Origin of the sequence: Fibrobacter sp. UWH6 (assembly GCF_900142465.1) — a bacterium.
GTDB lineage: Bacteria > Fibrobacterota > Fibrobacteria > Fibrobacterales > Fibrobacteraceae > Fibrobacter.
This window is the reverse complement of sequence record NZ_FRAX01000008.1, coordinates 73,018-86,663: the sequence shown is the minus strand read 5'-3', so window position 1 is coordinate 86,663 and position 13,646 is coordinate 73,018. Positions and strand designations below refer to the sequence as shown.

Below are 13,646 nucleotides of genomic sequence, written 5' to 3'. Positions count from 1 at the left end.
AAAGGGAAAGAGGTCCATATGTTTTCTAAAAATTTGTTGTTTGGTTTGGGTTTGAGTCTTGCAGCTCTTTCCTCACCGATGTTCGTGGCATCTGCAAATGCTGCGCCCGAAACCTCTCACGTTCTTTGGTACAACCGTGATGCCGGCGATGTGTTCACCGATGCGCTCCCCATTGGTAACGGCTACATGGGCGGCATGGTCTATGGCGGAGCCGGCAAGGATATCATCGGACTGAATGAAGGTACCGTATGGAATAGCGGTCCCGGCAGCAACAATAAGAGTGGCTCTGCAAGCAAACTGGGTCAGATCCGTAACGCCCTTTTCTCTGGCGACTACAAGACTGCTGAAGATGTAACTGGCAGTTTTGCCACCTATGACATTGCTGCATTCCAGCCTGTTGGTGATTTGGTGATCAATACTGGCCACACCGCTTCTGACTATCGTCGTGAACTGGATCTTGAGACCGCAACGGCAAAGACTACCTATACGGCAGGCGGCGTAAAGTACACCCGTGAATATTTTGCCAGCTATCCCGACAATGTGATTGTGGTCCGCCTGACCGCAAGCGAAAAGGGTAGGGTTGGTTTTAGTGCAGGTCTAACTACGCCTCACAAAAATAATAGTGTGAAGAATGTGGGCTCCAACACCCTCACCATGGATGCGACCGTCAACTCCATCAAGTTCCAGACCCGCTTTGTGGTGCAGACTGATGGCGGTACCGTTTCTGCAGGCAATGGAACCGTCAACGTTTCCGGTGCAAATTCCGCAACCATCATTTTGAATACGGGTACGAATTTCGTTTCTTTCGATAATGTGACCGCAGACCCCGCTGCCCGCGCCGAGGCCACCATCAAGGCTGCTAGCGCCAAGACCTACGATCAGCTGCGTTCCGCTCATCTTAAGGACTATCAGGAATTGTACAATCGTGTGCGTCTGAACTTGGGCGCTGCCGCTTCTAACGCAGGTGATATTACTACCAGCCGCGTCAAGGCTTTCAACACTACCGATGACCCTTCCTTTGTGGAACTTTACTACCAGTTTGGTCGTTACCTCATGATTTCCAGCTCCCGTAAGGGCGGCCAGCCCGCAAACCTTCAGGGCATCTGGAACAAGGATACTTCTCCTATGTGGGGTTCCAAGTACACCACCAACATCAACCTTGAAATGAACTACTGGATGGTTGAATCCGCCAACCTTCAGGAATGCGGTGTACCTCTGTTCGACAAAATCAAGGCTCTCGTCACTCAGGGCTCCAAGAGCGCCAAGGAAATCTGGGGAACGGACCGCGGCTGGGTTGTCCATCATAATACTGACCTCTGGAACCGTACCGGTCCCGTAGATGGCTCCTGGGGCGTATGGCCTTCTGGCGCAGGCTGGCTTAGCACCCACCTGTGGGAACATTACCTCTATACCGGTGATAAGCAGTTCCTGAAGGACGCCTACGAAACTATGAAGGGCGCCGCAGAATTCTACCTCACCACTATGGTTGAAGAACCGAAGAGTGGCCATAAGTATCTGGTAACCGCACCTAGCGATTCTCCCGAAAATACACACGGTGGTTACAATGTCTGCTTTGGCCCTACCATGGATATTCAGATCGCCCGCGATGCCTTCAACAATGCCATCGAAGCTTCCAAGATTTTGGGCGTTGACGCAGATCTTCGCGCCGATTTTGAAGCGGCCGTGAAGAAGCTTCCGCCTAATCAGATCGGTAAGTATGGCCAGCTTATGGAATGGTTTGAAGATTGGGATGATCCTAAGAGCGATCACCGCCATGTTTCTCACCTTTACGGCCTTTTCCCCAGTGCCCAGATTTCTGTAGACGGCACCAAGGAAGAAGCGGAAGCTGCAAAGACTACTTTGACCCAGCGCGGCGACAATGCCACCGGCTGGTCTCTGGCCTGGAAGATTAACTTGTGGGCTCGTTTGCAGGATGGCGATCATGCCTACAAGCTGGTCCGCAACCTCCTTACACCGGACCGTACCTACAATAACCTTTTTGACGCACATCCGCCTTTCCAGATTGATGGTAACTTCGGTGCCGTTTCCGGCATTAACGAAATGTTCATCCAGAGTCAGGGCGGCAAGATTCGCGTTCTGCCCGCACTTCCTTCCAAGTGGTCTAGCGGCAGCATCGCAGGTCTCAAGGCCCGCGGCGGAATCACTGTGGATTCCCTGGCCTGGAATAACGGCAAGTTGACTTATCTTGGCCTTAGCTCCACCAACAAGGATAATCTGACCATCGAATATAACGGCAATATCGCCAGCACCACCACCATGGCGGGCGGCAAGTACGAATTCGACGGTAACTTGAAACTGACCAACGAACCTTTCGAAGCCGTGGCCATTCCCGCGACCATCGAAGCGGAAGATTACGTGGCTATGGACGGTGTGGTTATTGAACCCGATGAATCCGGCGAACCCAATATCGGCTGGATCGAAGACGGCGACTGGTCCGAATACTTCGTCAAGGCCCCTGTTGCTGGAACCTACACTTTGAAGGTCCGCGTGGCTTCCGGTTCCGAAGACGAAAGCACCATTACGGTGACCGACGAGGCTGGCAAGAAGCTGGGTGTTATTACCGTTGATCCTGCAAAGACTAGCGGGTGGAATGATTGGTACGAAGAATCCACTTCTATCGAACTCCCTGCCGGCGAACAGACTTTGCGCTTTACCTACAACGGCGAAGGCTTCCTCATGAACGTGGATAAGTTCTCCCTGGAAGGCGATCCCACCGCTATCGGCACCGTTGCCTCCCAGCGCTTCAACTCCCTGGAAGTGTCCCGCGTGCCTATGTCCAACGCCTCTATTGCTCTCATGGTAAAGGCCCCTGCTGGCGAAAGCTACACCGTGCGCCTCCTGGATGTGGATGGCCGTCAGGTGGGAATCTCCCGCGGCATTGGCGGTTCCTCCAACCTGGTGGAATTCGGTGTGAGCGAGGCCCTGGCACAGGGAAATTATGTCGCCATTGTCCGCTGCGGGTCCCGCCAGAAAGTCCTTCGCCTTTCCGCCTTTTAAACGCCAATTCCGTAATCGGTTGGAAAAGCAGGAAAAATAATGTCGAAAAGAAAATTCCCAGGTCAAGGACCTGGGAATTTTTAAATGCACCTTTTATTGCGCTTCGCGCCGTACCTAAGGCCGACTAGGGCTGGTTACGGCCGATGCTCTAGTTACGGCATGGTGAATTGCTTCAGGAAGGCCCAGCCGATGCGGGCGCAGCCTGCTTCGTGACCGTTGCCAGTGCAGGTTCCTCCTAGCTTGTCTATACAGAGTCCCACCTTTACGCCACTGGCGCAGTTCTCGTACATCTGGCAGCCGTTTTCGGGAGTGGAGCCCTTTGGGGAACCGGTGCACTGGTTCATGGAGGCCCATTCCTTAAAGTTGTTTTCGGCGCCAAGGAAGGTGATGGGCTTGCCCGGTACTACGCTGGAGTAGCCGCCATTGTAGCTTACGACATTGTCTCTTGTTCCGCGGAAGTTCAGCACGGGAATGGGACGGCTAGGCTTGCAACCTCCGTTCATGCCGTTCTTGACGACTTCTTCGGAAAGGTCCATGGAGGCGGGGGCCACTGCGGCGTAAATATCGGCCATCTTGCAGGCTGCATAGTTGGACATGCCGCCGCCCATGGAGAAGCCCACGGCGTAAATGCGCTTGGAGTCGATATAGACTTCCTTCTTGGCTTCCTCAATAAACTTGCGGCTGAAGGTGACATCGTCTGCATCGTTGCAGCAGGGGCCGACGTTCCAGGCATGTCCCATGAATCCGCCGGCGCTTGCTTCACCGTCGGGGTAGATGATGATTACCTGGTCTGCCTGGGTTTCGCTTTCATAAGTCTTGCTTCCTGCCCACTGGTCTGCGTTTCCGCCAATGGGGTGGTAGTCCACAATCAAGGGAACCGGCTTGTCGCCCTTGTAAGTGCTGGGAACGTGAATAATGTATTTGCGTGAACCGATCGTCCTGTCGTAATTTCCCGGGGCGAGCACCTTGGAGGGCTTCACGTCTACAGCGGCGCTGCTTGACGATACGACCGGGGTAACATTGCTGGAGCTGGAAGCAGGCGGGACAACCCCGGCGCTGGAGGTGGGGATGGGGCCCGCCTTTTTCAGTACGATCTTCACGCCGGTTTCTTCATCCGATGTCATTTCGTGATAAGTCAGGCCGTATCCGTCCAAGGTAAAGGTAAGGGTAGGCAAGGTTTCGCCGTCCTTTTTCAGAACCTGCCTTGCGCCATCCTTGTTCAGCACATAATTGCTGCTGGTTCCATTGGAGGAAACCTTTAGGATCATCATTTTCTGGTTGGAGAACTTCTGCAGGTCTATTTGGGCGTTCGGGGCGTTAAATTCCTGCTGGAAGGCCATCTTTCCCAGGGCGTCCATTAGGGAAACCTTGAAATTTGTGCCACTTTTGTTTGAGATATTCAGTACAGAACCCTGATAACGCACGGCAAGCTTGGCCTCCTTGAGGCCGAAGTCCGCAATTCCCGTCTGCCCGTCGCTGGAAAGTCTGAATTCCCCTTCCGCGTTGGTGACTGCGGACACCCCTGCCACGTTAAAGGAGGATATTGATACCCCCGGCAGACGTGCTTCGCTTTCGTTGACGACGTAACCGTCAATGCTCCAGGCAAAGGCCATGCTTGCCAGAGAGCTAAAAAACAAACCCAGTGCGCCCTTTCGGGCTACACTGCCTAAATCCATCTTGTGGATATGCATAGCTACTCCTTGATAAGGGAGATCTCCCCAAAAAAAGGAACTTTCTCTCCCAGTATACAATAATACGATGTGGAATAGTAAAAAGCAACAACATTATGGGGGAGTCGGGTGAATTCGTTGTATGTTTTAACAACAGGTTTTTGGTGTAAAAGTTCCCGAAATGTTTTTTTTCGCTTAAATGTGGACTATTCGTCCACGCTGCCTATTTTTTTTGAATGTGTTTTTACGTCAGGACTAGGTAGTTTAATAGAAAAAAGAAAAGGATTTGGTTTATGAAAAAGTACATCACTATTGCAATTGCTGGCCTTGCGGCAGCTACCATTTCCCATGCAGCCCTTGCCGATGGCGGTGCCAAGTTTCTTGGCAATATCACCACTAAAGGCGAAATTCGCAGTGACATGGGTACCTACTGGAATCAGATTACGGCTGAAAACGGCTGTAAGTGGGGCTCTATCCATTCTCTTGACGCACAAGGGAAAAGTCAGTTTGCGTGGGATAACTACGACAAGTGTGAAGGAGCCTATAATTGGGCCAAGGAAAAACCGGGTGAACGTTTCTTCAAGTTCCATGCCCTGGTTTGGGGTTCCCAGTATCCCAGCTTCCTTTGCAAGGCCAAGAACTCCAGCATCACCGTAGAAAAGACCAAGCAGTACATCACTGAATGGTTCGATGCTGTTGCTGCCAAGTTCCCGGACCTGGAATATATCGATGTGGTGAACGAAGCTATTTGGTCTGGTAACAATTATCATTCCGGCTATAAGCTCCCTGCTACGGGCGCCGAAGGCGTCAGCACCGACGATGCTGCTTGCGGTGGCTCCTATATTATCGAAGCTCTTGGTGGTGATGATGTTGTCAATGGCAAGCATCAGTATAACTTCATTACAACGGCCTTCAAGATGGCCCGTGAACGTTGGCCCAAGGCTGTTCTGATTTACAATGACTACAACACCTTGCATTGGCAGAAGGATGAAGGTATTGAACTGGTGCAGACCATTCTTAAGAATGGTGCTCCTGTAGATGCCTATGGTCAGCAGGCTCACGATGCCGGCGACTTCCCCGATGCAGAAAGCTTCAAGAACGTTCTGACCGAAGTTTACAATGGTGTTAAGATTCCTCTGTTCATCACCGAATATGACATCGGTGAGGCTGATGATAACAAACAGAAAAACATTATTGCAAACCAGATTCCTTTCCTGTGGGAAACCGAATGGATTGCCGGCATTACCATCTGGGGTTACATCAATGGTTCTACCTGGCGTCAGAATACTGGTATCATGAATTCCGACGGATCGGATCGTGCATCCATGAAGTGGCTCAAGGAATACTTTGCCGCAAATCTGGACAAGGGCCAGAACACCACCGGAATGGGTGGCGGAGTGCCTGTGGACCCCGTGGCCCAGCAGCCGTTCCATGAAGTTGCCATGACCGTGCCTGGCAAGGTGGAAGTGGAAGACTTCGACATTTCCGGCAAGGGCAAGGATCCGGAGACTGGCGCAAGCAACGCTTCCTACTCAGACAAGTCTTCCGAAAACGCAGGCAAGTCCACCTACCGTAGCAATGACGCCCCCTCTGTAGACCTTTACGACGAAGGTACCGGCGTTGTTCTTGGCATGACCCAGGCCGGTGAATACCTGGAATACACCCTGGACTTTGCTGAAGGCGACTATGAAGTGGTTGTAAACGCTTCTTCCGGTAACGCCACCTCCGCTTTCCAGCTCTACATCGACGACAAGAAAGTCGGTGATGAAGTGAAGATGGAACAGACCGGCGAGGGCGACTGGAGTAACTACGTTGACGTCGCTGTGAAAATCGGCAAGGTTTCTGCAGGCAAGCATGTGTTCAAGCTGGAAATTACCGGCGACTACGTGAACATCGACTACTTCAATTTCAAGGCGGATGGCGTCGATGCCGTGCTTGCTAGACCGGCGATGAAAAAGGTCCGTGCCGATTACGATGTATTCGACATGCAGGGCGTTTTCGTTGGCCGCCTCAGCGCCTACTCCATCGGTGAGGCCGTGTCTATCGTAAAGAACAGCAAGACTATCAAGGCGAACGGCATTTTCCACGTTCGTGCAGTAAAGTCTAACGTTTCCCGGACGGTTCGTATTACCAGGTAGCTGGTCCTACCCTCTGTTCACAATCCTATTGAGGCGACCCCTTGTTGACAAGGGGCCGTTTTTTTTGTTGGCTTTTTACACACTTTAGCCCCCTTTTTACACGAAAAACGGCGTTTTTGAGCGAATTTCGCCATGGATAAAATGTCCATGGCATTTGATTTTCGGGGTGGAATGTTCCATCCTGGACGATATAGTTTTATGGGCATCGGGGGGATTAACCTCTGACAATATAGGATGTGGATTATGAATAAAATTTTCTCTCTCGTTGCCGCCGGTCTTACCGCTGCATCGATCTCCTATGCAGGCCCGGGTATTGCCGATGGCGCTGCAAAGTTCGTGGGTAACATTACCCAGTCTAACACCGCTCCCGGCGCTAACGACGAATTTACTAAGCTCTGGAACCAGGCCACTGCTGAAAACGGCTGTAAGTGGGGCTCCATCGAAGGTACCCGCGGCCGCTACAACTGGGCTGGCTGCGACGCCGCCTACGATTGGGCAAAGAATAACGGTGGCCACTTCAAGTTCCACGCTCTTCTCTGGGGGTCCCAGTATCCCAGTTGGCTCGAATCCCTGAGTGTTGACGATACCAAGAAAGCTATTACCGCATGGTTCGATGCTGTCAAGGCTCATTACCCCGATATCGAAATGATCGATGTTGCCAACGAAGCTATCCGTACCGGTAACGGCCAGTACCATTCCAACTATACCAAGACCAAGATTATTCAGGCTCTGGGTGGCGACAACAACGGCGATTACCAGTTCTTGACTACCGCTTTCAAGATGGCTCGCGAACGCTGGCCCAAGGCAATCCTGATCTATAACGACTATAACACCATCCAGTGGAATGTGGACCAGGGCATTGACCTGATCAATACCATCCGTAAGAATGGCGCACCTGTTGACGCATACGGCCTTCAGGCTCATGACTTGATGAGCACTGGTGGTGGCTACAACGGCACCGGTGGTGGTGGCAACTGCCTCAACTACAACACCTTTAAGTCCACTATGGAAAAAATCCATAGCAAGACAAACAACTTCCCGATTCTCATTTCTGAATACGACGTTCCTTCTACCGATGACAACATCCAGGAACAGTGCTATAAGGAACAGTTTGCATACTGGATGGAAGATCCCAATGTCGCAGGCATCACCATCTGGGGTTACATCTATGGTCGTACATGGCTCGACTGTAACGGTCAGGCAAGCGGTTGTTCCGGCTTGATCAAGAACGGCCAGGATCGTAAGGCCATGACCTGGATGAGAAACTACTTGAAGTCCAACAAGGGCGTGAACACCACTGGCCTTGCAACAGGTCTTGTGGCAGAACCGGAACCGCAGACTCCGTTTGGCGGCAAGGCTGCAACCATTCCTGGCAAGATCGAAGCTGAAAACTTTGATGAACCGGGTATTGGCGCAGGCAATGATTCCTACTACGATACCGACAGCGGCAACAACGCCTGCGCAGAAAACAATCCTGCACTGGCTTCCGACTGCAAGTCGAATTATCGTAAGGATGCTTCCGTTGATATCAAGACTTCTGGCTCTGGCTACGTAATCGGTTGGGGCGCAACTGACGAATGGCTGGAATACACCGTGGACGTTGTCGAAGTTGGTACATATTCCCTGTTCGTTGCAGCTTCTTCTGGTAACGGCGGCAGCTACAAGCTTTCTGTCAAGAATTCCGATGGTACTTTCTCTGACCTTACCGAAACCATCAAGGTCGCTGCAGGTGCCAATGAAGATGACTACAATAGCTTTGCAAAGAATGCTGTCAATGTGAATTTCAAGAAGGCTGGCAAGCAGATCGTTCGCTTCACCATCGTTGAAGGCTACGTAGACTTTGACTATATGACCTTCGTTGCTGGCGCCGACGCAACTGACCCGGAACCGATTTCTTCCTCTGCTGTAGAAGCTCCTGCCTCTAGTGATTCTAAGACTCCTGAAGTTGGCGACAAGGAAAGCTTCGTGCAGAACCTCAAGATGGAATTTGAAACCCTCCAGAAGTTCGACGTATTCGATATGCAGGGTTCCTTCATGGGCCGTCTCAATGCCTACAGCTTTGACCAGGCAATCAATACCGTCAAGGAAAGCGATGTCAAGTTTGCAAAGGGTGTCTACTATATCCGCAACAAGGATACCAAGCAGATGACTTCCTTCACCATCGCTCAGTAAAGTTTGGGACTTCGGTCCTCAAGAATCCTAATCCAAAACACCAAACAAAGGGCCCCGTGGCGTATGTCATGGGGTTCCTTTTTTTAAGATCTCTGAGCTTGCAGAAGTGGATTCATCACTTTATACAAACAGATCGCTATAAAAATCATCAAATTTTATATATTAATTATAAGGATTGATATAATTGATAGAGTAAAAATCCTTTAAACTACGGACTTTTTTCAAAAAATGCAACTTTTTTACCTTGAAACAGTCTCGATTTTCTTCTAAATTTTGCCTCGCATTGTCCGGGACGGAGCTGTTTCGGAACATTAACGAAAAACACAAAGGATTTACATGAAGACCATTACGGTAAACCCGAAGAACGTCGAACGCAAGTGGAAGCTTGTGGACGCCGCCGAAAAGCCGATGGGCCGCGTAGCAAGCGAAGTTGCTCGCCTCCTCATGGGTAAGCATAAGGCCATCTTCTCCCCGAACGTCGACACTGGCGACTTCGTGGTTGTGATCAACGCTGAAAAGGTTGCAGTTACTGGCAACAAGAACCTGAAGAAGGAATACTTCCACCACACCGGTCACATCGCTGGTGAACGTTGGATCAACTTTGCCGATCTCCAGGCTAAGCACCCGACCGCTCCGCTGGAAGCTGCCATTTGGGGCATGCTGCCGCACAGCGCTCTCGGTCACAAGATGATCAAGAAACTCAAAATCTATGCTGGCGCCGAACATCCGCACGCTGCACAGAATCCCGAAGTCGTAGACTTGTAATTTTAGAACGGAGGATACCTCTATCGCTACCGCAAAGAATAAGAAGATCTACCGCGGCACTGGCCGTCGCAAGAACGCTATCGCCGCTGTGATTTTGAAGCCGGGTACCGGCAAGCGCACCATCAATGGTCGTGATTTTAAGGATTACTTCCATTCTGAAGTGCAGAACATGATTGCAAATCTTCCGTTCGCCATCCTCGGCAACGCTGAAGAATGGGACGTCGAAGTTACCGCTCGTGGCGGTGGCATCGCTGGCCAGATGGGCGCTGTCCGTCTCGGCATCTCCCGCGCACTGGTTGCTAACGACGCAGAATGCAAGCCTGCCCTCAAGAAGGAAGGCCTCATGACTCGCGACTCTCGTGCTGTTGAACGTAAGAAGTTCGGCCGCAAGAAGGCTCGTAAGCACTTCCAGTTCTCCAAGCGCTAATCGTTACGATTTTGCTTGGAAATTGCAAAGGCAATTTCAGGAAGCTCCCGCTCGGCGGGGGCTTTCTTTTTTTCCTCATGGGAAAATGAAAATCGCCCCTATTTTCTACCCTTTTAGCCTTTCCTCTTTAACCTCTAACCTTTAATCTTTCCCCTTTTTTTGCTATCTTTACGCCCACTCGGGCAATTACGCCTGGGGAAATAAACAATCACTGGTCTCGTAAGAGCCGCTTCGGTGGTACCAAGGTACTTTGCGGCTTAATTACCGACCGGGTAGAAATAACCGAAAAAAGGAATACTACTATGGCAAATCTGCCTTCTGTTGAAGACCTGCTCGCTGCAGGTTCCCACTTTGGCCACCAGACTCAGCGTTGGAATCCGAAGATGAAGCCCTACATCTTGGCTGAAAAGAACGGCATCTACGTTCTCAACCTGTCCAAGACCCGCGACCTCCTCGAAGCCGCTGCTGCAGCTGCTAAGAAGATTTCTGAATCTGGCAAGACCGTGCTCTTCGTTGGTACCAAGCCGACTGCTCGTCAGTGCGTGCTGGATGCTGCTGGTTCCTGCAACCAGTTCTCCGTTACCAACCGCTGGCTCGGTGGTATGCTGACCAACTTCCAGACCGTTCGTAAGTCCATCAAGAAGATCGACAAGATCGACACCATGGAACAGGATGGTACTTTCCAGGTTCTTTCCAAGAAGGAAGTTCTGGACAAGACCCGCGAACGCGCTAAGCTCCTGGACGTCTTCGGTGGCATCCGCGAAATGGTGAACCTTCCTGGCCTCATGGTCGTGACCGACCTCGCTCACGAAAAGATCGCCGTTGCAGAAGCTCGCCGTCTTCACATTCCTATCATCGGCATTTGCGATACCAACGTTGACCCGACTCTCGTCGACTTCCCGATTCCGGCAAACGACGACGCAGTGAAGTCCATCAAGCTCATCGTTGACTACATCGCTGCTAACGTTGCAAAGCGTTCTGTCGATAAGAAGGACAAGGAAGAAGCTAAGAAGTTTGACAACGGTGAGGACAAGTAATCATGGCAACTATTACCGCCTCTCTCGTTAACGAACTCCGCCAGAAGACTGGCGTGGGCATGATGCAGTGCAAGAAGGCCCTCACCGAAACTGACGGCGATCTGGACAAGGCTGTTGAACTCCTCCGTAAGCAGGGTGCTGCTGTTGCTGCAAAGCGCGCAGACAAGGCTGCCAAGGAAGGCCGCATCTACCTCATCGAAACTGCTGACAAGGCTGCTGCATTCGAACTGTCTTGCGAAACCGAACCGGTTTCTAACAACGACGACTTCGTTGCTCTCGCTAACCTCGCTGTCAAGGCTGTCGAAACTCAGGCTATCTCCTCTGTGGAAGACCTGAAGAACGCTGTCGTCGATGGCAAGAAGGTGAACGACATCCTCCAGGACGTTCTCGTTAAGATCCAGGAAAACATCGACTTCCGCAAGTTCGCAGAAATCAAGAAGTCTGCAAACTCCGTCTTCGGTGTCTACAGCCACATGAAGGGCAAGATCGGCGTTATTACCGAACTCGCTTATGAAGGCTCTGCCGACGAAGCCGCTCTCAAGGCTGCTGCTAAGGACATCGCTATGCAGGCCGCTGCTTTCGCTCCGGTTGCATTGAACGACGCTGCAGTTCCTGCTGAAACTATCGAAAAGGAACGCGAAATCGCTCGCGCCCAGATCGAAGCTCAGGCTCAGGCAACTGGTAAGGCTACCAAGCCGGAATTCGTTGAACGTCAGCTTGAAGGCCGCGTTGCTAAGGTCCTCAAGGAAATCGTTCTCGAAGACCAGGAATTCTTCATGTCTGAAAAGAACCCCAAGAAGCTCAATGTCAAGGACTACCTCCAGGAAGTCGTTGCAAAGCAGCTTGGCCTCTCTTCCCTGAAGGTCGTAAACTTCATCCGCTTCGAACGCGGTAACTAATTCGCTTTTTGTCATCCCGAGCGTAGTCGAGGGATCTTGCGAAATAGAAAATGGCCGTCCCTTTGGGGGCGGCTATTTTTTATACCCTTCTTTTTACTACATTAGCCATGATTAAGTAATTGGAGCTTATTATGGCAAAGTTTAAGCGAGTTTTGTTGAAGCTTAGTGGCGAAGCCCTCGCAGGCGAAAAGGGCCATGGCATCGACAACGGAATTTTGACAGAAATGGCAAGCGAAATTGCTTCTGTCGTTAAGCAGGGTGTTCAGGTCGCTCTCGTGATCGGTGGCGGCAATATGATCCGCGGCGTGTCCGCATCAGCCGGTGGCATGAACCGTGCCCAGGGCGATGCCATGGGCATGCTGGGTACCGTGATGAATGGACTGGCTATGCAGGACGCCCTTGATAAGCAGGGCATCGACAGTGTGGTCATGAGCGCCATCCGTATGGAACCCATCTGCGAATTTTTTGATCGCCGTAAGGCTATCAAACTTTTGAATGCTGGTTCCGTGGTGATCTTCTCCGCAGGAACCGGCAATCCCTTCTTCACTACCGACAGCTGCGCCGCTCTTCGCGCCATTGAAAGCGAGTGCGACGTGATCATGAAGGTGACCAAGGTGGACGGCATCTACTCCGCCGACCCCATGAAGGATCCTACTGCAACCCGCTTCGATGACATTACCTACCAGGAAGTTATCGCCCGCGGTCTTAAGGTGATGGACACTGCTGCAGTGGCCCTGTGCATGGAACACAATATGCCCATTTTCGTGTTCAAGATGGAAAAGGGCTGCTTGACTCAGGCCGCCGTTGAAGGTAATTTAGGTACACTGGTTCATTGTTAATGGAGTAAGAAGTGGTTAGTGTTTAGTGGTTAGTTTTGAGGAAAGATGAAACCTCCTGAACCACTGTTTACTAACCACTGTTTACTAACCACTAACTGCATTTCATATCTTTATTCTAAAAGGTTTTATTATGGCAGATTATCAAGTTAAGATGGACAAGGCTATTGAAGCTACTGAACGTGAATTCACCAAGATCCGCGCTGGACAGGCTTCTCCCGCTATCCTGAACGACATTCGTATCGACTATTATGGCACTCCCACTCCTATCTCCCAGGTGGCTAAGGTTTCCGTTCCGGAACCCCGTATGCTTCTGGTTGCTCCGTGGGAAAAGGCTCTGGTGGACCTGATCGAAAAGGCTATCTACGCAGCAAACATCGGTCTGACTCCCATGAAGGATGGCAACTCCATTCGCGTTAGCCTCCCGATCCTCACTACCGAACGTCGTCAGGAGCTGGCTAAGGTCGCTCGCAAGCACGCTGAAGACGGTCGCGTTGCTATCCGCAACATCCGCCGCGATGCAAACGATGCCATCAAGAAGGACAAGGAAATGCCCGAAGACGAAGCCAAGAAGCAGCAGGACGAAATCCAGAAGGCTACTGACAAGGCTATCGCAAAGATTGACGCTCTCCTTGCTGCCAAGGAAGCAGACATCCTCAAGGTGTAATTGTCCTTTGTAAGGTA

General features: G+C 51.3%; 10 protein-coding genes. 9 read left to right on the top strand and 1 reads right to left on the bottom strand.

Features of this window, described 5'->3' with window-relative positions:
- Positions 1–18: 18 nt before the first annotated feature.
- Positions 19–3,018 carry a glycosyl hydrolase family 95 catalytic domain-containing protein gene (locus BUB73_RS08705; protein ID WP_073161113.1) on the top strand — a complete coding sequence of 1,000 codons (3,000 nt, stop codon included), beginning with the start codon at positions 19–21 and terminating at the stop codon, positions 3,016–3,018.
- A 152-nt stretch (positions 3,019–3,170) separates the two neighbouring features.
- On the opposite strand, the gene BUB73_RS08700 is transcribed toward BUB73_RS08705, so the two are convergent.
- A complete protein-coding gene (locus tag BUB73_RS08700; RefSeq protein WP_083539706.1) occupies positions 3,171–4,709 on the bottom strand; it encodes a PHB depolymerase family esterase in 1,539 nt (512 codons plus the stop codon).
- A gap of 272 nt (positions 4,710–4,981) precedes the next feature.
- Here BUB73_RS08700 and BUB73_RS08695 point away from each other — a divergent pair, with 272 nt between their 5' ends.
- The 8 genes from BUB73_RS08695 to frr all read left to right on the top strand — a co-directional run bounded on the left by BUB73_RS08695 (position 4,982) and on the right by frr (position 13,629).
- Complete coding sequence (locus BUB73_RS08695; protein ID WP_073285056.1) at positions 4,982–6,826, top strand: cellulase family glycosylhydrolase; 1,845 nt, start codon at positions 4,982–4,984, stop codon at positions 6,824–6,826.
- Between the two features lie 243 nt (positions 6,827–7,069).
- Complete coding sequence (locus tag BUB73_RS08690; RefSeq protein WP_073285055.1) at positions 7,070–8,998, top strand: endo-1,4-beta-xylanase; 1,929 nt, start codon at positions 7,070–7,072, stop codon at positions 8,996–8,998.
- A gap of 336 nt (positions 8,999–9,334) precedes the next feature.
- On the top strand, positions 9,335–9,763 hold the full coding sequence (rplM, locus tag BUB73_RS08685; RefSeq protein WP_073161110.1) for a 50S ribosomal protein L13: 429 nt from the start codon (positions 9,335–9,337) through the stop codon (positions 9,761–9,763).
- Positions 9,764–9,785: 22 nt separating this feature from the next.
- The gene (gene rpsI / locus BUB73_RS08680) at positions 9,786–10,190 is read left to right on the top strand and encodes a 30S ribosomal protein S9 (protein WP_073161109.1); all 405 of its coding nucleotides are present in this window, start codon (positions 9,786–9,788) and stop codon (positions 10,188–10,190) included.
- A 302-nt stretch (positions 10,191–10,492) separates the two neighbouring features.
- Positions 10,493–11,227 (top strand): 30S ribosomal protein S2, encoded by a 735-nt coding sequence (rpsB, locus tag BUB73_RS08675; RefSeq protein WP_073161108.1) that lies wholly within the window; start codon positions 10,493–10,495, stop codon positions 11,225–11,227.
- A gap of 2 nt (positions 11,228–11,229) precedes the next feature.
- Positions 11,230–12,126: a translation elongation factor Ts gene (gene tsf, locus BUB73_RS08670; protein ID WP_073161107.1), complete on the top strand. Its 897-nt coding sequence runs from the start codon at positions 11,230–11,232 to the stop codon at positions 12,124–12,126.
- A gap of 131 nt (positions 12,127–12,257) precedes the next feature.
- A complete protein-coding gene (pyrH, locus tag BUB73_RS08665) occupies positions 12,258–12,965 on the top strand; it encodes a UMP kinase (protein WP_073161106.1) in 708 nt (235 codons plus the stop codon).
- A gap of 130 nt (positions 12,966–13,095) precedes the next feature.
- The gene (gene frr, locus BUB73_RS08660; RefSeq protein ID WP_073161105.1) at positions 13,096–13,629 is read left to right on the top strand and encodes a ribosome recycling factor; all 534 of its coding nucleotides are present in this window, start codon (positions 13,096–13,098) and stop codon (positions 13,627–13,629) included.
- The last annotated feature ends 17 nt before the right edge of the window (positions 13,630–13,646 follow it).